The sequence below is a fragment of the Streptomyces tailanensis genome (genome assembly GCF_008386495.1).
In the GTDB taxonomy this organism is placed as follows: Bacteria; Actinomycetota; Actinomycetes; order Streptomycetales; family Streptomycetaceae; genus Streptomyces; species Streptomyces tailanensis.
In genome coordinates, this window is the sequence record NZ_VTHJ01000013.1 from 12817 (window position 1) to 30606 (window position 17790).

General features: G+C 69.7%; 19 protein-coding genes. 12 read left to right on the plus strand and 7 right to left on the minus strand.

The genetic code is table 11. The annotated features are described in order from the left end of the window. The first annotated feature begins 63 nt into the window (after nt 1-63). The 6 genes from F3T56_RS12860 to F3T56_RS12885 all read left to right on the plus strand — a co-directional run bounded on the left by F3T56_RS12860 (nt 64) and on the right by F3T56_RS12885 (nt 6746). A complete protein-coding gene (locus tag F3T56_RS12860; protein ID WP_172638918.1) occupies nt 64-1818 on the plus strand; it encodes an ABC transporter substrate-binding protein in 1755 nt (584 codons plus the stop codon). A 69-nt stretch (nt 1819-1887) separates the two neighbouring features. Next, nucleotides 1888-2895, plus strand: coding sequence for an ABC transporter permease (locus F3T56_RS12865; RefSeq protein WP_149825222.1), 1008 nt, complete (start codon nt 1888-1890; stop codon nt 2893-2895). Continuing rightward, nucleotides 2892-3986 carry an ABC transporter ATP-binding protein gene (locus tag F3T56_RS12870; RefSeq protein WP_149825224.1) on the plus strand — a complete coding sequence of 365 codons (1095 nt, stop codon included), beginning with the start codon at nt 2892-2894 and terminating at the stop codon, nt 3984-3986. Before F3T56_RS12865 ends, F3T56_RS12870 begins: the two co-directional genes overlap by 4 nt. Beyond that, nucleotides 3983-5095 (plus strand): ABC transporter ATP-binding protein, encoded by a 1113-nt coding sequence (locus tag F3T56_RS12875; protein ID WP_149825226.1) that lies wholly within the window; start codon nt 3983-3985, stop codon nt 5093-5095. Before F3T56_RS12870 ends, F3T56_RS12875 begins: the two co-directional genes overlap by 4 nt. Before the next feature lie 63 nt (nt 5096-5158). Continuing rightward, entirely contained in the window at nt 5159-5818 is a 660-nt protein-coding gene (locus F3T56_RS12880; protein WP_149825227.1) for a trimeric intracellular cation channel family protein, read from the plus strand. A 73-nt stretch (nt 5819-5891) separates the two neighbouring features. Further along, nucleotides 5892-6746 (plus strand): thioesterase family protein, encoded by an 855-nt coding sequence (locus tag F3T56_RS12885; protein WP_149825229.1) that lies wholly within the window; start codon nt 5892-5894, stop codon nt 6744-6746. Here the strand turns inward: F3T56_RS12885 and F3T56_RS12890 are convergent. After that, a complete protein-coding gene (locus tag F3T56_RS12890; RefSeq protein WP_149825230.1) occupies nt 6730-7344 on the minus strand; it encodes a TIGR03086 family metal-binding protein in 615 nt (204 codons plus the stop codon). The genes F3T56_RS12885 and F3T56_RS12890 overlap by 17 nt on opposite strands. A 126-nt stretch (nt 7345-7470) precedes the next feature. On the opposite strand from F3T56_RS12890, the gene F3T56_RS12895 reads away from it, so the two are divergent. Both F3T56_RS12895 and F3T56_RS12900 read left to right on the plus strand, forming a co-directional pair. Next, nucleotides 7471-8457, plus strand: a complete 987-nt coding sequence (locus F3T56_RS12895; RefSeq protein WP_149825232.1) for a helix-turn-helix transcriptional regulator — start codon at nt 7471-7473, stop codon at nt 8455-8457. A gap of 140 nt (nt 8458-8597) precedes the next feature. Continuing rightward, the gene (locus tag F3T56_RS12900; protein ID WP_149825233.1) at nt 8598-8984 is read left to right on the plus strand and encodes a hypothetical protein; all 387 of its coding nucleotides are present in this window, start codon (nt 8598-8600) and stop codon (nt 8982-8984) included. A 74-nt stretch (nt 8985-9058) separates the two neighbouring features. Here the strand turns inward: F3T56_RS12900 and F3T56_RS12905 are convergent, their stop codons facing one another. Continuing rightward, complete coding sequence (locus F3T56_RS12905) at nt 9059-9685, minus strand: TetR family transcriptional regulator (protein ID WP_149825235.1); 627 nt, start codon at nt 9683-9685, stop codon at nt 9059-9061. A gap of 119 nt (nt 9686-9804) precedes the next feature. On the opposite strand from F3T56_RS12905, the gene F3T56_RS46130 reads away from it, so the two are divergent. The 3 genes from F3T56_RS46130 (at nt 9805) to F3T56_RS12915 (ending at nt 11735) form a co-directional block, all read left to right on the plus strand. Further along, on the plus strand, nt 9805-9960 hold the full coding sequence (locus F3T56_RS46130) for a hypothetical protein (protein ID WP_172638919.1): 156 nt from the start codon (nt 9805-9807) through the stop codon (nt 9958-9960). A 35-nt stretch (nt 9961-9995) separates the two neighbouring features. After that, on the plus strand, nt 9996-10274 hold the full coding sequence (locus tag F3T56_RS12910) for a DUF4190 domain-containing protein (RefSeq protein ID WP_149825236.1): 279 nt from the start codon (nt 9996-9998) through the stop codon (nt 10272-10274). A gap of 291 nt (nt 10275-10565) precedes the next feature. Next, nucleotides 10566-11735 carry a cysteine desulfurase family protein gene (locus F3T56_RS12915; RefSeq protein WP_149825238.1) on the plus strand — a complete coding sequence of 390 codons (1170 nt, stop codon included), beginning with the start codon at nt 10566-10568 and terminating at the stop codon, nt 11733-11735. A 109-nt stretch (nt 11736-11844) separates the two neighbouring features. Here the strand turns inward: F3T56_RS12915 and F3T56_RS12920 are convergent, their stop codons facing one another. From F3T56_RS12920 to F3T56_RS12930, 3 genes are all read right to left on the minus strand, one after another. Then, a complete protein-coding gene (locus F3T56_RS12920; RefSeq protein ID WP_342786921.1) occupies nt 11845-13083 on the minus strand; it encodes a multicopper oxidase family protein in 1239 nt (412 codons plus the stop codon). Between the two features lie 439 nt (nt 13084-13522). Further along, on the minus strand, nt 13523-15154 hold the full coding sequence (locus tag F3T56_RS12925) for an alpha/beta hydrolase (protein ID WP_149825239.1): 1632 nt from the start codon (nt 15152-15154) through the stop codon (nt 13523-13525). A gap of 160 nt (nt 15155-15314) precedes the next feature. After that, on the minus strand, nt 15315-16019 hold the full coding sequence (locus F3T56_RS12930; protein ID WP_149825241.1) for an N-acetylmuramoyl-L-alanine amidase: 705 nt from the start codon (nt 16017-16019) through the stop codon (nt 15315-15317). Nucleotides 16020-16079: 60 nt separating this feature from the next. On the opposite strand from F3T56_RS12930, the gene mnmA reads away from it, so the two are divergent. Beyond that, nucleotides 16080-17210, plus strand: coding sequence for a tRNA 2-thiouridine(34) synthase MnmA (mnmA, locus tag F3T56_RS12935; protein WP_149825242.1), 1131 nt, complete (start codon nt 16080-16082; stop codon nt 17208-17210). Nucleotides 17211-17284: 74 nt separating this feature from the next. Here the strand turns inward: mnmA and F3T56_RS12940 are convergent, their stop codons facing one another. Both F3T56_RS12940 and F3T56_RS12945 read right to left on the minus strand, forming a co-directional pair. Further along, nucleotides 17285-17491, minus strand: a complete 207-nt coding sequence (locus F3T56_RS12940; RefSeq protein WP_149825244.1) for a DUF397 domain-containing protein — start codon at nt 17489-17491, stop codon at nt 17285-17287. Nucleotides 17492-17504: 13 nt separating this feature from the next. After that, nucleotides 17505-17750 (minus strand): Scr1 family TA system antitoxin-like transcriptional regulator, encoded by a 246-nt coding sequence (locus tag F3T56_RS12945; RefSeq protein ID WP_216372958.1) that lies wholly within the window; start codon nt 17748-17750, stop codon nt 17505-17507. Between the last annotated feature and the right edge of the window lie 40 nt (nt 17751-17790).

The window sequence follows — 17790 nt, forward strand, 5'->3', positions numbered from 1 at the left end:
TGCGGTCGCGGCACCCGTCGCGTCCTACTCAACTGTCCAACTACGAAGGGGAAACCGACCATCATGCGAAGGTCAGCAATGGCCGCAGTCGCGGTAGTGAGCAGCGCCGGCCTGCTTCTGTCCGCCTGCAGCAAAGCGGAAGACGGTTCGGACACCCCCAAGGGCGCCGGCGCCAACGCCGCGACCAAGGGTGTCGTCAACGAGTCCACGGCGGAGGGCGGCACGGTCACCTACGCCAGTACGGACACCCCCGAGTCCCTCGACCCGGGCAACATGTACTACGCCTACGGCTTCAACTTCAGCCGCCTCTACGCGCGTCCGCTGATGACGTTCAAGCCGGGCGCCGGTGAGGCGGGCAACGAGCTCGTCCCGGACCTCGCCGAGAGCGCGGGCACGCCCAGCGACGGCGGCAAGACCTGGACGTACAAGATCCGTCAGGGCGTCAAGTTCGAGGACGGCACCCCGGTCACCACGAAGGACGTCAAGTACGCCATCGAGCGGTCGAACTTCGCCCGTGACGTGCTCTCCCTCGGCCCGAACTACTTCCAGCAGATGCTGGACGACCCGGACAAGTACAAGGGCCCGTACGAGGACAAGAGCGACAAGGGCATCGCGTCCATCGAGACCCCGGACGACCACACCATCGTCTTCAAGCTGAACAAGGCGTTCGCCGAGTTCGACTACCTGGCGAGCATGCCGCAGACGGCTCCGGTGCCGAAGGCCAAGGACGCCGGCATCGACTACACCAAGAAGGTCGTGTCCAGCGGCTCGTACAAGTTCGAGAAGTACGAGGAGGGCAAGCAGATCGTCCTCGTGCGCAACCCGGAGTGGGACGCCAAGACGGACCCGCTGCGCAAGCAGTACCCCGAGAAGATCGTGGTCAACCTCAAGATCAACAAGGCCACCATCGACAAGGACGTCATGGCCGGCGACACCATGATCGACATCCAGGGCACCGGTGTCGACGCCCAGACCCAGGCCCAGGTCCTGAAGGACAAGGACCAGATGGCCAACACCGACAACGCGCCCGGTGGCCGTCTGGTGTACACGGCGATCAACACCAAGCTGGCGCCGTTCGACAACATCGAGTGCCGCAAGGCCGTGCAGTACGCGATCGACAAGGTCGCCGTGCAGACCGCGATGGGCGGTCCGATCCGCGGTGACATCGCCTCCACCGTCCTGCCGACCGACGTCTCGGGCTACGAGAAGGCCGACCTGTACGCCACCGAGGGCAACAAGGGTGACGTCACCAAGGCCAAGGAGCACCTGAAGGCCTGTGGCAAGGAGAACGGCTTCAAGACCTCCATCTCGGCCCGTACCGACCGTCAGGGCGAGGTCGACGCCGCCACCGCGATCGTCGGCGCGCTGAAGGAGATCGGTATCGAGGCGGACATCAAGCAGTACCCGTCCGGTAAGTACTTCTCGGACTACGCGGGCGTGCCCTCGTTCGACAAGAAGAACAACATCGGCCTGATGATGATGCAGTGGGGTGCCGACTGGCCCACCGGCTACGGCTTCCTGCAGCAGATCGCGCACGGCAAGGCCATCAGCCAGTCCGGCAACACGAACCTGTCCCAGCTGGACGACCCCGCGATCAACAAGCTGCTGGACGACGCGATCGGCAACACCGACGAGGCCGCCCGCACCGCGGCGTACACCGAGGTCGACAAGTTGGTCATGGAGCAGGCCGCGATCGTCCCGCTGACCTACTTCAAGGTTCTGCTGTACCGCTCGCCGTACGCCACCAACCTGGTGTCGTCCTCGGCCTTCAGCGGTCAGTACGACTACCTCAACATCGGTACCACGGAAAAGAAGTAGCCCCGGAAGGCAGGTGAAGGCATTGGCGCCCGCGGGTGGGGTCACCCGCGGGCGCCGGCGCCGGTCCTCGTGATCTCGTACATCATCCGCCGGACGATCGCGGCGGTGATCCTGCTGCTCGTCGTCACCGCGGTCACCTTCGGCATCTTCTTCATCCTGCCGAAGCTCGCAGGACAGACTGTCGACCAGCTGGCACAGCAGTACATCGGCAAGAACCCCTCGCCCGAGGACATCGCGGCGGTCAAGCGCAACCTCGGCCTGGACCAGCCGGTCTACGAGCAGTACTGGAACTTCCTCAAGGGGATCGTCTCCGGTGCCACCTACGACCTCGGCCCCACCACGGTCCGCTGCGACGCCCCCTGCTTCGGCTACTCCTTCAAAGACCACCTGGAGGTCTGGCCGCAGCTCACCAGCCGTCTGCCGGTGACCATCTCGCTCGCCGCCGGCGCCGCCGTGCTGTGGCTGCTGGGCGGTATCACGGCCGGTGTCATCTCGGCCCTGAAGCCGGGCTCGTTCTTCGACCGGGCCGCCATGGGTGTGGCCCTCGCGGGCGTCTCCCTGCCCATGTTCTTCACCGGTCAGCTGGCCCTGCTGCTGTTCAGCTACCAGCTGGAGATCTTCGGTAGAACGTACGTCCCCTTCACCGAGAACCCCTCGCAGTGGGCCAACACCCTGTTCCTGCCGTGGTGTTCGCTGGCGCTCCTCTACTCCGCCATTTACGCCCGGCTCACCCGCTCGGGCATGCTGGAGACGATGAACGAGGACTTCATCCGCACCGCGCGGGCCAAGGGCCTGCGTGAGCGCAAGGTGGTCGTCCGGCACGGTCTGCGGGCCGCGCTGACCCCGCTGGTGACCGTCTTCGGCATGGACGTCGGCCTGCTGCTCGGCGGTGCCCTCATCACCGAGACCGTGTTCTCCCTGCACGGCATCGGCGAGTACGCGGTCCAGTCGATCACCACCAACGACCTGCCCCCGATCCTCGGGGTGACCCTGCTCGCGGCGTTCTTCGTCGTCTTCATGAACCTTGTGGTGGACCTGCTGTACGCCACGATCGACCCGCGGGTGAGGCTCTCGTGACCGAACTGTCCAAGACCGGGGCCGCCGTCGGCGAGCCCGCACGCGCCGGGGACGCCCCCGAGGCGTTCCTCGAAGTACGCGACCTCAAGGTGCACTTCCCGACCGACGACGGCCTGGTCAAGTCCGTCGACGGTCTCTCCTTCCAGCTGGAGAAGGGCAAGACCCTCGGCATCGTGGGCGAGTCCGGCTCCGGCAAGTCGGTGACCTCGCTGGCCATCATGGGCCTGCACCGGCTCGGCGCACGCGGCAAGAACGTGCGGATGTCCGGAGAGATCTGGCTCGACGGCAAGGAGTTGGTCGGCGCCGACCTGGACGAGGTGCGCCGGCTGCGCGGCCGCGAGATGGCGATGATCTTCCAGGACCCGCTGTCCGCGATGCACCCGTACTACACGGTCGGCAGCCAGATCGTCGAGGCGTACCGCGTCCACCACGACGTCAGCAAGAAGACCGCCCGCACCCGCGCCGTCGAACTCCTTGACCGCGTCGGCATCCCGGAGCCGAACAAGCGGGTCGACATGTACCCGCACGAGTTCTCCGGCGGTATGCGCCAGCGAGCCATGATCGCCATGGCCCTGGTCAACAACCCCGAACTGCTCATCGCCGACGAGCCCACCACCGCCCTCGACGTCACCGTCCAGGCGCAGATCCTCGACCTCATCCGGGATCTGCAGAAGGAGTTCGGCTCCGCGGTCATCATCATCACGCACGACCTCGGCGTGGTGGCCGAGATCGCCGACGACATCCTCGTGATGTACGGCGGCCGCTGTGTGGAACGCGGGCCGGTCGACGACATCTTCTACCAGCCCGGGCACCCCTACACCTGGGGCCTGCTCGGCTCGATGCCGCGTATCGACCGCGAGCAGACCGACCGGCTCATCCCGGTCAAGGGCCAGCCGCCCAGCCTCATCAACGTCCCCTCGGGTTGCGCCTTCAACCCGCGCTGCCCCTACGCGGACGTCCCCAAGGACGGGATCACCCGCACCGAGCGCCCCGAGCTGCGCGAGGTCGGCGGCCGGCACTTCACCGCCTGCCACCTGTCGCAGGAGGACCGCAGCCGGATCTGGAACGAAGAGATTGCGCCGAAGCTGTGAGCGAGACTGAGACCCGGGACGGGGCGACGCCTGTGGGTAAAGCGTCGGCCGAGGACGAGAAACCGCTGCTCAAGGTCGAGGGCCTGGTCAAGCACTTCCCCATCAAGAAGGGCCTGCTCCAGCGGCAGGTCGGGGCGGTCAAGGCCGTGGACGGCATCGACTTCGAGGTCCGCCGGGGCGAGACCCTCGGCGTCGTCGGCGAGTCCGGCTGCGGCAAGTCGACCATGGGCCGTCTGATCACCCGCCTCCTGGAACCGTCCGGCGGGAAGATCGAGTTCGACGGCACGGACATCACGCACCTCAACACGGCCGGTATGCGCCCGCTGCGCCGCGATGTGCAGATGATCTTCCAGGACCCGTACGGCTCGCTGAACCCCCGGCACACCATCGGCACGATCGTCTCGGCGCCGTTCCGGCTCCAGGGCGTCGAGCCCGAGGGCGGCGTGAAGAAGGAGGTCCAGCGCCTCCTGGAGCTGGTGGGCCTGAGCCCCGAGCACTACAACCGCTACCCGCACGAGTTCTCCGGCGGCCAGCGCCAGCGCATCGGCATCGCCCGCGCGCTCGCCCTCAAGCCCCGGATGGTCGTCGCCGACGAGCCGGTCTCCGCGCTCGACGTGTCCATCCAGGCCCAGGTCGTCAACCTGATGGACGACCTCCAGGACGAGCTCGGCCTGACGTACGTGATCATCGCGCACGACCTGTCGGTGGTCCGCCATGTGTCGGACCGTATCGCGGTGATGTACCTCGGCAAGATCGTCGAACTCGCCGACCGGGACGCGCTGTACGCGGCGCCGATGCACCCGTACACCAAGGCCCTCCTCTCGGCCGTGCCGGTACCGGACCCCCGGCGGCGCGGCGCCAAGAGCGAGCGCATCCTGCTCAAGGGCGATGTGCCCTCGCCGATAGCGCCGCCGAGCGGCTGCCGCTTCCACACGCGGTGCTGGAAGGCCACGGAGATCTGCAAGACCACGGAACCGCCGCTGGCGGCACTGAAGCCGGGCCAGCGGGTGGCCTGCCACCACCCGGAGAACTTTGAAGACCAGCAGCCGCAGGACACGAAGGCCGTGAAGACCGAGGCCACCGCGGAGGCTCCTGCCAAGGAGAAGTGACGTAGAGCATGGGTGCGCCTTGCATTGCAAGGCGCACTCGTGTTTTCAGGTGAGAATGTTCGGGTGCTCCAGCAGATATTCTCCCCTTCCGTCCAGCACGCGCTCGACCTGGTCGGCATCTTCGTCTTCGCCATCTCCGGCGCGCTGATGGCCGTCCGCAAGAACTTCGACGTCTTCGGCATCGCCGTCCTCGCCGAGGTCACCGCGCTCGGTGGCGGGCTGTTCCGGGATCTGATCATCGGCGCCGTTCCGCCGGCCGCCTTCACCGATCTCGGCTACTTCCTGACCCCGCTGCTGGCCGCCCTGCTCGTCTTCTTCCTGCACCCGGAGGTCGAGCGCATCCAGACCGGCGTGAACGTCTTCGACGCCGCCGGCCTCGGCCTCTTCTGCGTCGCGGGCACGACGAAGGCGTACGAGCACGGCCTCGGCCTGACCGCCTCCGCCACCCTCGGCCTCGCCACGGCGGTCGGCGGCGGTGTGCTGCGGGACATCCTCGCCAACGAGGTGCCCTCGCTGCTGCGCTGGGACCGCGACCTGTACGCCGTCCCCGCGATGGTCGGCGCCGGCCTGGTCGTGTTGTGCCTGCGCTACGACGCCCTGACCACGGTCACCTCCGCGCTCGCCGCCGTCACGGCCTTCGTACTGCGGCTGTTGGCGATGCGGTACCACTGGCGGGCGCCGCGGGCGTGGAACCGGCGGTCGGCGGCGGTGGAGGAGGGCTGAGGAAGCTCTGAGTAGCCGGTCGTACACGGCTATAAAGCTACCGCTTAGTAATTACCTGTTGTACGGTTCACCCATGCCCGAAGCAGCTTCCGTACAGGCCACCATCGGAGACAGCGAGTTCGACCGGGACACCGCGGTCACCCTGCGGGAACCCGGCGTCTACGACATCGACCTCTCCGCCGGCTGGACGATCATCAGCGCCGTCAACGGCGGCTACCTGCTGGCCGTCCTCGGCCGCGCCCTCGCCGACGCGCTCCCGCACGACGACCCGTTCACGGTCTCCGCGCACTACCTGACCGCGTCCCGGCCGGGCCCCGCGGTCGTCCGCACGGACGTCGTCCGCACCGGCCGCACCCTGTCGACCGGCCAGGCCTCCCTCTTCCAGTACGACGAGGAGGGCCGCGAGGTCGAGCGGATCCGCGTCCTCGCCTCCTACGGCGACCTGGACTCCCTCCCGGACGACGTCCGTACGACGGCGAAGCCGCCCGTGCTCCCGCCGATCGAGCAGTGCTTCGGCCCCCAGGACGCCCCCGCCCCGGTCCCCGGCAGCTCCGCGATCGCCGACCGGCTGTTCCTCAAGCTGGACCCCTCGACCCTGGGCTGGGCGCTCGGCGCGCCCTCCGGCAAGGGCGAGATGCGGGCCTGGTTCGGACTCGCCGACGGCCGCGAAGCCGACCCCTTCTCCCTCCTCCTCGCGGTGGACGCCCTGCCGCCGACCGCCTTCGAGCTGGGCATCTCCGGCTGGGTCCCGACGGTCGAACTGACCGTCCACGTCCGCTGCCGCCCGGCGCCGGGCCCGCTCCGGGTCTCCATCGCCACCCGCAACCTCGCCGGCGGCTTCCTGGAGGAGGACGCGGAGGTCTGGGACAGCGCCGACCGCCTGGTCGCGCAGTCCCGTCAGCTGGCGCGGGTCAGGCTGTCGGACTGAGCGGCCTGCGGCCCAGCCAGGCCGCCAACCGCCCGTAGGCGTCGGCCCCTCCGGGGGCCGGCAGCGCCGGTTCGAACGGCCGCCCCTCGCGCGGCCCGTCGGGCAGCGCGACCCGGGCCGCGGCCAGGGAGAACCTGGCCAGTTCCGGGTCGAGCGCGATCGGCCGCCCGAGGCCCTCGGAGAGGTCCCAGGTGTGGGCCACGATCTCCATGACGTACGCCGACAGCGCGTCCCGCCCGGGGATGTTGCCCCAAGGGACGCGTACGGGGGTCGTCATGCGCTCGTCGCCCGCCCAGGCCTTGAGGACCCTGGTCCTGACCTTCTCGTACGCGGTCGGCCATGCGGTGTCCCCGACGCCGTCCACGAACATCCGTACGGCCAGCCCGTCGCCGCCCTCGCCGACGACCGCGATGCGCAGCGTGCCGCCGACGATGTGGCTGAGCAGGGTGCGTACGTCGTACTCGGCGCAGGGCGTCGGGCCGGTCAGCTGCTCCGGCCGTACGGTCCCGATGAGCGCGGCGGCCTGTGCGGTGGCGCGGGTGTAGAGGGGGCGGGGGTCGACGGTGTCCGGGGTGTCCAGGGTGTCCGCGGCGGTCATGGGTGGGCCTCTCGGTGAGGGTGGGGTGGCGCGTCGGTGCTGTTCGGAGACTTCCCGCGGAGCCCGGTGCCGGTGGCCGGCGTCCGCCCGGACAACCCGCATGAGGGACCCTGAGACCCTGATCCGGTGAAGGCCGACCGACTGCTCTCGATCCTCCTGCTGCTCCAGACCCGTGGCCGGGTCCCGGCCCATGAGCTGGCGGAGCGGCTGGAGGTGTCGGTGCGGACCATCTACCGGGACGTCGAGGCGCTGTCGGCGTCCGGTGTGCCGGTGTACGCCGAGCGGGGGCGGCACGGGGGGATCGAACTGCTCGCCGGGTTCCGTACGGATGTCACGGGGCTGACCGCCGACGAGTCGCGGGCCCTGTTCGTCCTGGCCGCGCAGGGGGCGCACGCCGCGCTGGGCCTGGATACGGCGCTGGATTCCGCGCTGCGCAAGGTGATGGCCGCGCTGCCCGCACCGCACCGGCCCGCCGCCGAGACCACCGGCCGCCGGATCCTCGTCGACGCCGCCCGCTGGAAGCGCGGCCCGCAGCAACCCGTGGACCCCGTTGATTTCGGCACCCTCCAGGACGCGGTGTTCACCGACCGGCGACTGCGGCTGCGCTACCGGCACAGCGGGGACACGGAGCCGCGCACGTACACCGTCGACCCGTACGGGCTCGTGTCCAAGGCGGGCGTCTGGTATCTCGTCGCCGACCGGCGGGCGAAGCCGCGGCTCTTCCGCGCCGACCGGGTACGGTCCGCGACCGTCCTGGACGACCCCGTCAGGCGCCGCACCGGTGTCGAACTCGCCGACGCCTGGGAGGAGTTGCGGCGTCAGGTCGAGGAGCGGCCGGGCGGCGTCGACGTCACCGTACGCGTGCGGCGGCCCTTTCTGGACATGTTCCTGCGGCTCCAGGCGTCCTGGCTGGCAGCGCCGCCCGAGGACGACGGCGAGAGCGAGTGGGTGACCGCGCGACTGGCGTACGGCCGCCTGGGCGAGGTGCGCCAACTGCTCGTCTTCGCCGACCGGCTGGAGGTGCTCGCACCGCCCGAAGCACGGGCCGAACTGGCCGCCGCGGCCGCTTCTGTCACGGACCTGTACCAGCGGCCGGTTGCGGGGGAGGTGTGAAAGTCCAGTTCAGGAGGGGGTTTTGGTGATCGCTTTGCCGTTCGCACAGAAGCCGCACAGCGCGAACCCAAGAGAGGCCCAAGGAGCGTTGGTTCGATTCCCGAGCTTGAACTCCCTCATCATTCTTGGAGTTGTTTCTCATGAAGCGTGCACGTCTCGTCCCCGCCGTGGCCCTCCTCGCGGTCGCACCCCTCTTCCTGGTGGCGTGCGGCTCGGGCGACTCCTCGTCGTCCACCTCGAACTCGAACAACGGCGATTCCAGTCAGCAGACCTGCCAGGCACCGTCCGGCGCCCCGTCCGGTGCTCCCTCGGGTGCCCCGTCGGCGGGCGGCGCGGCTCCGTCGGGCGCGCCCTCCGGTGCCCCGTCCGGCGCGCCGAGCGGCGCACCCGGTGGTGGTCAGGGCGGTCAGGGCGGCCCCGGCGGCGGTGGCGGCTGCGGTGGCCCCGGCGGCCAGGGCGGACAGGCCCCGAGCGGTGCGCCGAGCGCGGCGGCTACGGGCTCTTCCTCCGCATCCGAGGAGAGCTGACCCTGCTGTACGTATGTGGAGGGCGCGCCCGGTCACCGGGCGCGCCCTCCACGCATGTGAGGCGAGGCGGTCCGTCAGTCCAGCCAGTTGAGGCGGCCGATGCTGATCAGGCGCAGGCGGCGGGTGGCGAGCCGGGTCACCCGGGTCCGTTCCTCCTCGGGTTCGTCCAGTGCCTCCAGGAAGAGGGAGGCCGTCATGAGCATCTGGTCGACGTAGAGACCGGCGAGCATCAGCAGGTCGTCCTCGTTCCACCCCTCGGCCTCGGGGTGCTTGGCCAGTTCGCTGCTCACTTCCTCGGCGAACCGGACCAGTTGCTCCCGGATGGCCTTCCGCACCGGCTGGACGCCGCCGTGCCGCTCGCGGGCGATAAAGCGGACGTGAGCCGGGTACGCGTCCACGTGGCGGGCGATCAGTTCGACGGCACGCTCGATGAGTTCGTCGCTGTCGCCGACCGCCGACATCAGATCCCGTATCACCGGGTGCAGACTGCCCAGCACCTCCTCGACCAGCGCGACACCGAGGTCCGCGGTCGAGCGGAAGTGCCGGTAGAACGCGGTCGGGGCGACGCCGACGGCCCGGGTGACCTCGCGAAGACCCAGGCTGCTGAGGCTCTGCTCCTCCAGCAGGCCGAGCGCGGCGTCCATGAGCGCCTGCCGGGTCTTCTGTTTCTGGGCCTGCCGGACACCGAGCGTGTGACTCATGCCATGCAGTTAACAACTGTTCTCTGTATCTGCAAAGTGGGGGGACCGCTAGACTTGGCAGTCAGTGAACAACTGTAACTACAATCGTTCACCCAACCGTAACGAGAGGCCTTCTCGCGATGCTGTTCCTCGTCGCCGCACTTCTGCTGCTGGGTGTCGTCCTGGGCACCGTGGCCCACGTTCCGCTCCACGTCTCCCTCGTCGCCGCGGCAGCCATCGCCACCTGGCTGGCCGTCTTCGCCTACCGCGAGCGCCACACCCGCACCACCGACTGACCGCCCGCGAAAGCCCGTTGGGAGCAGACCGAACCATGCGACTCACCGCCGCCCCGCACACCGCCACCACCCCCCGCCCCCGAGGCCGGGACGCCGACGGCATGGCCGTCGCCTCCTTCATCCTCGGCCTCCTGGGCCTCCTCGTCCTCAACCTCTTCCTCGGCCCCATCGCCATCACCCTGGCCACCGTCGCCCTCAGGCGCGGCGCGACCAGGCGAGGCCGAGCCTTCCTGGGCATGGGCCTGGGCGTCGCGGATCTCGTGATCCTGGCCGTACTGATGCAGACAACGAACACGGTGTCCTGGAGCTTCTGAGGGGCGAAGAGAAACTGTTCCCCTGTGGGCAGCCGCACCGCTACCGCTGTGGGCCGCCGCACCGCTGTTACCGCTGTGGGCAATCGTTCCGCAGGGCTAGGGGGCACCGCCCGCTCGAGCGAAGCCGAGAGTGGGGGAGGGTGGGCACGGCCGACAGCGCCGGGCACCTCGCACAAGAGCCCAAGTACACCCCGGCAAGGCGCAAAACAACCGCCGGGCGCCAGTCCAGGAGACCCCCACGACAGCCGGGCCCCAGGCCAAGGACAGTCGGCCCGTAGAATCGGGCCTACCATGGCTTACCTCGACCACGCGGCGACCACCCCGATGCTCCCCGAGGCGGCAGAGGCCCTGACCGCCCACCTGAGCGTCACCGGCAACGCCTCCTCCCTCCACGCCTCCGGCCGCCGCGCGAGGCGAACTGTCGAGGAGGCCCGTGAAACCCTCGCAGAAGCGCTCGGCGCCCGCCCCAGCGAGGTCGTCTTCACCTCCGGCGGCACCGAGGCCGACAACCTCGCCGTGAAGGGCCTGTACTGGTCCCGCCGCGACGCCGACCCGGCCCGCACCCGGGTCCTCGCGAGCCCCGTCGAACACCACGCGGTCCTGGACGCCGTCCACTGGCTCGGCGAACACGAGGGCGCCACGATCGAGTACCTCCCAGTCGACACGTACGGCCGCGTCCACCCCGACGCCCTGCGCGAGGCCATAGCCCGCAACCCCGACGACGTCGCCCTGGCCACCGTGATGTGGGCCAACAACGAGATCGGCACGATCATGCCCGTCCGCGAACTCGCGGACGTGGCAGGGGAGTTCGGCGTCCCGCTGCACGCCGACGCGGTGCAGGCCTTCGGTCAGGTTTCGGTCGACTTCGACGCCTCCGGCCTCGCCGCCATGACCGTCTCCGGTCACAAGATCGGCGGCCCGTACGGCATCGGCGCGCTGCTGCTGGGCCGCGAGTACAGCCCCGTACCCGTACTGCACGGCGGTGGCCAGGAGCGCCATGTCCGCTCCGGCACGCTCGACGTCCCGGCCGTCGCCTCCTTCGCGGTCGCGGGCAGGCTCGCCGCCGAGCAGCGCGAGTGGTTCGCACGGGAGATCGGCGCCCTGCGCGACGACCTGGTCACCGCGGTCCGTACGGCCGTACCGGACGCGATCCTGGGCGGGGACCCGTCCCCGGAGGGCCGCCTCCCGGCCAACGCGCACTTCACCTTCCCCGGCTGCGAGGGCGACTCCCTGCTCCTCCTCCTCGACGCCCAGGGCATCGAGTGCTCCACGGGCTCCGCCTGCACCGCCGGCATCGCCCAGCCCAGCCACGTCCTCCTCGCCACCGGCACCGCCCCGGACCTCGCCCGCGGCACCCTCCGCTTCTCTCTCGGCCACACCTCCACGGAAGCCGACATCGAGGCGGTCGCGAAGGCGATCGGCCCGGTGGTGGAGCGGGCCCGCAGCGCGGGTCTGACCTGAGACGTCCTGACCTGAGACGCGTATCCGGAACGGGAGTTGACGACGGGGCCGCGGTCACCGAGTCCGCGGATGCGCGACCCCGCCGTCGTCTTTGTACCCCCTGGCCCGGCTAGCTCTCCATCACCATGAGCCCGGCCATCATGCCCTCGTCCTCGTGCTGGAGGAGGTGGCAGTGGAGCATGTACATGTACGTGTCGTCGGCGAAGTCGGTGAACTCCATGGCGATCTTGATGGAACCACCACCGACGACCTCGTAGGTGTCGAACCAGCCGAGATCGACCCCGGCCGGCTCCGCGCCGTTGATCTCGATCAGCTGGAACGGCACGTCGTGCAGATGGAACGAGTGCTCCAGCATCGTGGTGTTGGTGATCGTCCAGACCTCCTTGGAACCGAGGGCCGTCATGATCGTCGCCATCGAGTCCATGGTCGTGCCGACCGCCCCGTTGATCGCCATCTCCAGCCCGTCCTGGTCGAGGGTGATCTCCCGCGCGGTGAAGCTCGACGTGTCGTAGCGCTCGATCGTGTTGAGCGAGGACGGCAGGTCGTCGGGGGAGTCGGAGGCGTCCGGGGTGACGGTGAGGAAGTCGTACGTACCGCTGCCGCCACGGACCCAGCCGGTCGTGATGACGGCCTGCAGGGTGACCGCGTCGCTGAGGTCCATGACGAACTCGGCGCGCCCGCCCGCGACCAGCCGGATGCTCTCCACCTCGGTGGCCGAGGTGAGATAGCCCTGCTCGGTGGCGATCTGGGTCAGCGTGCCGCCGTCACCGCGCTGGACGGTGATGATGTCGGACGGCGAGGCGTTGAGAACCCGGAACCGGGTGCGGGTCTTGGTGGCGGTGAACGTGAGCGTGGTGTCGTCGACGTTGGTGCCGTTGCACAGCACCGGAAAGCTGAGCGTGTTCTGCAGATAGCCGGTCAGGTCGTACTTGATGTCGCCCGCGGAGTCGGTGGCCAGGCACTGCAGGACGAGCGGGATGTCGTCGACGCCGTACTCGCTGGGCAGCGCGGCGGATGCGTCCGAGTCGTCCTCCACGATGATCAGACCGGCCAGTCCGTGTACGACCTGCTCGGCCGTGGTGCCGAGCGCGTGCGGGTGGTACCAGAGGGTCTTGGCCTCGTCGAGGATCTCGAAGGTGGGGGACCAGCTCTCCCCGGCGGCGAAGGCGTTCTGCGGGCCGCCGTCCATGTCGGCGGGGATGTGGGCGCCGTGGAAGTGGACGCTGGTGTCGGCGTCGAGGTCGTTGGTGATGTTCAGCAGGACCGTGGAACCGGTCGTCCACTTCATGGTGGGGCCGAGGAACGACCCGTTGTAGCCCGCGGTGTCGCTGGTGACACCGCTGAGCACCTCGTGGGTGCCGGTCTGGGCGGTGAGCGGTGAACGTGATGGTGCCGTCGGAGGTGGTGCCCTCCAGGAGGTCCGGGATGTTCAGGGTTGCGGTGTTGGTCGCGGCGCCGGCCTTGTTGCCCTTCGCGTCGGTCAGCAACGAGAAGGTCGTACCGGCCACCGCGACCGCCGCCAGCCCGGCCCCGGCCATCCCGCCGAGGAACTTGCGTCGATGCAGGCCCTTGCCCTTGCCCCCGCGTGCGGCCTTGCGGTGTCCGTTCGCCCCGGCGGTGGGCTCCGTGTTGTTGGTCATGGGCCGGGATGTTTGACCTGAGGACTGTGTAAGGACTGGGGCGAAGTCAGGAGGAAGCCGAGCGGGCTGTGAGGCCGCCGTGCGCCTGTCCGGTTTTCAACTCCCTTGATACGACTAGGAGTTGAAGCCCAGCTTCCGTGACGTGTATCACATTTTCCGCGGGCTGTGCCGGTCCTGTCCCGGCACCTGCGCACCCCTGTGGCCCGACTGTCCGGACAGTCCCGACAGCGGATCGACGAGACCGTCGTCCTCCAACTGCTGCCGCGCCTGACCGTCGCCCGGCCAGATCGCGGGGCAGTGCGTGCCCTTCGCCGGCGTCGCCAGCGTGGTCAGGTACGCGTCGGTCGCCTCGCGCATGCAGGGGCTCCGCCAGTAGGTGATGTGCCCGACACCGTCGTACGTCAGCAGCGTCGCCTCCCGCCCGATCTGGCGCGCCGCGTTCGCGCCCCAGGAGTGCGGGGTCGCCACGTCGTAGCGGCTGTTCGTCACCAGGATCGGCGCCGCCGTGCGCACCCTGAGCCGGTGCTGGGGGTTGGCGACCTCGTCGGTCCAGCTCTGGCAACTGGTCATGTACGACCGGCCAAGCGAGGCCTGCCGGGTGAGCGGGGCGATCCGGGCCAGCTCCGCCTCCATGCGCGCGATCGCCGCGTACGAGGGCACGTCGAGGTCGTAGTCCTGGCACAGGACGAGGTCGTACGCGAACTTCACGGGGTTGGGGGCGGTGCTCGCCACGGCCGAGGCGGTGTTGGTGGCGCCGGTGGTCTCGGCGGTCGTGCCCATGTTGGTGAGGAGCTGGGTGAACTCGGGCCAGTCGGTGTCCGGGTCGTACATGTGCGAGAAGGCGATGCCCTGGAACGTCGAGAGGGCCATGGGGCGGCCGTAGTACGTCAGCCGACCCTCCTCGGCCGCCACGTACAGGGAGGCGTAGAGGGCGCGTACGTCGCGGCCGTGCAGCGCGCAGGTGGACGTACGGGCGCACCAGTCGGCGAACTCGCCGAACGCGCCCTCCAGGGTCTCGGTCCGGGTCTTCTGGATGCCCCACACGCCCAGGCTGTGGTCCATGTTGGAGTCCAGCGCCATCGCGCGGATGCGGCGGGGGAACAGTTCGGCGTACATCTGGCCGATCAGGGTGCCGTAGGAGCCGCCCCAGTAGCTGATCTGCCGCTCGCCCAGCCCGGCGCGTATCGCGTCCATGTCGCGGGCGACGCTCGCGGAGTCCATGTGCTCGGCCAGCGGTCCGGACAGCTCGCGGCAGCTTTCGGCGAAGGCGCGGTTGGCTGCGCGCAGGGCGTCGAGCCCAGCGTCGTCCGCCGGGGCGTTGGAGGCGCGCCGGGGGGCGGTCAGGTTGCCGTCGCAGTACGTCGGGGCGCTGCGGTTGGTGCCGCGCGGGTCGAAGCCGACGAAGTCGAAGCGTTCCACCAGCTCGGGGGAGAAGGAGAACGGCGAGCTGAGCGCGAGATCCACCCCGGACATGCCCGGTCCGCCCGGGTTGAGCAGCAGCGAACCGATCCGCCGGTCGGGGTCGGTGGCCCGGTGCCGGGACAGCGCCAGGTCGATCGTCTCGCCGTCCGGCCGCGCCCAGTCCACGGGGACCGCGAGGGTGGCGCACTCGAAGTCGCCCTCGCCGTAGGGCGAGTCACAGGGCTCCCAGGCGATGGATCCTTGCAGTGGGGCGGAGGTGGCGGGGGTGGCGGCGGTCGAGGTGCCGGTGAGCAGCTGGCCGAAGAGCGCGGCGGCGACCGCGGCGACGGCGAGTCTTCCGCGCTGGGGGGATGGCACGGAGCTTCCTCCTGGCTGGAGTTGAGGTGCACATGGCGATGACGATCACAGCATGTGCCGAACTCACCTTGCAGCCAAGAGAGTTGATGTATTGGATGTTCTTGTCGGCCGAATGTCAGCAGACGAAATCGGCGGATCGGCGGATCGGCCGATCGGTGGATCAGGTGGTCGCCGACGTCCCGGCGGCCGCCGCGGCGCGCACCAGCTTCATGTACCGGTCCCAGTCCCAGCCCTCACCGGGGTCGGTGTGGTCCGTGCCCGGCACTTCGACGTGGCCGATGATGTGCTCCCGGTCGAGGGGAATCTCGTACCGCACGCATATTCGGGCCGTGAGGCGGGCCGAGGCCTCGTACATCTCGTCGGTGAAGTCCTCCGGACGGTCGACGAAGCCCTCGTGCTCGATGCCCACGCTCCGCTCGTTGTAGTCGCGGTTGCCGGCGTGGTACGCCACGTCCAGCTCGCGGATCATCTGGGTGACGTGCCCGTCCTTACGGACGATGTAGTGCGCGGCCGCCCCGTGCTCGGGGTCCTGGAAGACCTGCACGGCGCTGTCGAAGCTGCCCTGGGTGACATGGATGATCACCATGTCCACGCCGTAGTCGTCCGGCCGGTCGGCCATCCGCCAGTTCGCGTCCGACGCGGCCACCCACCGGGCCCCCGTGTAGTCGACCTCGCCGTCCTTGCGCGGCTTCTCGACGCCGGGAACCCGCCACCACGCCCGCTGCAGCTCGCCCCGGGCCACGACGGCCGTGCCGACGGCGGCCACGGCCGTACCGATCAGCAGGGCCCGCCGCCCGACGCGTCGGTCCCCGTCCTTGCCCCTGCCCTGGGAAGCGCTGTCCCCGGATGCCCTTCTGGTGCCCACGAGATCGTCAACGGATATGCGCGGGCTCCGGTTCCCGGAGCCCCGTACCCTGGAAGGGTTATGACTGAGATCTCGCAGCGCCCCCGCCCCCTCCGTGTCCTCGCCGCCATGTCCGGCGGGGTCGACTCCGCCGTGGCCGCAGCCCGCGCGGCGGAAGCCGGGCACGACGTGACGGGCGTCCACCTGGCGCTGTCGGCGAACCCGCAGTCGTTCCGCACGGGCGCGCGTGGCTGCTGCACCATCGAGGACTCCCGCGACGCCCGCCGCGCCGCGGACGTCATCGGCATCCCCTTCTACGTGTGGGACCTCGCCGACCGCTTCCGCGAGGACGTCGTCGAGGACTTCATCGCCGAGTACGAGGCCGGACGCACCCCCAACCCGTGCCTGCGCTGCAACGAGAAGATCAAGTTCGCGGCCCTGCTCGACAAGGCCCTCGCCCTGGGCTTCGACGCCGTCTGCACGGGCCACTACGCCCAGGTGATCGTGAACCCGGACGGCACGCGCGAGCTGCACCGCGCCTCCGACATGGCCAAGGACCAGTCGTACGTCCTCGGCGTGCTCGATGAGAAGCAGCTCGCCCACGCCATGTTCCCGCTCGGCGACACGGTCACGACGAAGGACGAGATCCGCGCCGAGGCCGAGCGCAGGGGCCTCGCGGTCGCCAAGAAGCCCGACTCGCACGACATCTGCTTCATCGCCGACGGCGACACCCAGGGCTTCCTGGCAGGCCGCCTCGGCAGGGCGGAGGGCGACATCGTCGACGAGTCCGGCAACGTCCTGGGCACCCACGAGGGCGCGTACGGCTACACCATCGGCCAGCGCAAGGGCCTCCGCATCGGCACCCCCGCCCCCGACGGCAAGCCGCGCTACGTCCTCGACATCTCCCCGGTGAACAACACGGTCACGGTCGGCCCCGCCGCCGCCCTGGACGTCGACGCCCTGACCGCGATCAACCCCCGCTGGTGCGGCGCGGCCCCCACCGGCCCCGGCACCTACACGGCCCAGCTCCGGGCCCACGGCGGCGAAACCGCGGTCACGGCGGAGCTGGTGGATGGGGAGCTGCGGGTCTCGTTCGGGGAGCCGGTCCGCGGCGTCGCCCCCGGCCAGGCGATCGTCCTCTACGACGACACCCGCGTGGTGGGCTCGGCGACGATCGCGTCGACACGGCGGGCAACGGTTTCGCTCGCCTGAGATTGGCAGATCCGTCCCGCTCCCGGCGCGGAAGGACCTGGTCGCATGCCCCGGGCCTGGGACGAATCTGCCAATCACCGACTGCTGGTCGCACGAGCCGACGGAGCGCCCGCCTTCACGCCACGTATGAGCCCGAGCAACGTTCCCCGGCCGATCGTCAGGATCTCGACCGGGGTGTCGCTTTCCCGGAGGGCCACACCGTCTGGCGTCGCGGCGACCTCGACGCAGTTGTTGCCCCCGTCAGGGGAGAACGACGAACGTTGCCACTGGTCCTCTGCCACTCGTCCGGTCCTCTCATAGCTCGCGTGCTATGGACCGGATGAACTTCCGCGACTCGTCAGGAGGCAATGCCGCCTGTTCCATCCGGTCCAGCAGCGAACGATAGTTCGCCAGCGGAGTCGGGGCATCCACGAACTGCGCACCCAGCGGGGCATCCAAGTGAACCGTGTCCAATTGGGGAACCGGCCCCTCGGCGTACAGGATTGACTGCCCTGCTCCGTAGAAGGCCCCCGCGCGGAAGGGAATCACGAGCAGCGTCACGTTGTCGCGGTCGGCGGCGTCCGCGACGCGCTCGCCGACC

Bases quoted from the DNA above. Each gene is read 5' to 3' on its own strand.
- F3T56_RS12860 (WP_172638918.1), top strand. From the start codon at position 64: ATGCGAAGGTCAGCAATGGCCGCAGTCGCGGTAGTGAGCAGCGCCGGC.
- F3T56_RS12885 (WP_149825229.1), top strand. From the start codon at position 5,892: ATGCCCGAAGCAGCTTCCGTACAGGCCACCATCGGAGACAGCGAGTTC.
- F3T56_RS12890 (WP_149825230.1), bottom strand. From the start codon at position 7,344: ATGACCGCCGCGGACACCCTGGACACCCCGGACACCGTCGACCCCCGC.
- F3T56_RS12900 (WP_149825233.1), top strand. From the start codon at position 8,598: ATGAAGCGTGCACGTCTCGTCCCCGCCGTGGCCCTCCTCGCGGTCGCA.
- F3T56_RS12905 (WP_149825235.1), bottom strand. From the start codon at position 9,685: ATGAGTCACACGCTCGGTGTCCGGCAGGCCCAGAAACAGAAGACCCGG.
- F3T56_RS46130 (WP_172638919.1), top strand. From the start codon at position 9,805: ATGCTGTTCCTCGTCGCCGCACTTCTGCTGCTGGGTGTCGTCCTGGGC.
- F3T56_RS12910 (WP_149825236.1), top strand. From the start codon at position 9,996: ATGCGACTCACCGCCGCCCCGCACACCGCCACCACCCCCCGCCCCCGA.
- F3T56_RS12915 (WP_149825238.1), top strand. From the start codon at position 10,566: ATGGCTTACCTCGACCACGCGGCGACCACCCCGATGCTCCCCGAGGCG.
- mnmA (WP_149825242.1), top strand. From the start codon at position 16,080: ATGACTGAGATCTCGCAGCGCCCCCGCCCCCTCCGTGTCCTCGCCGCC.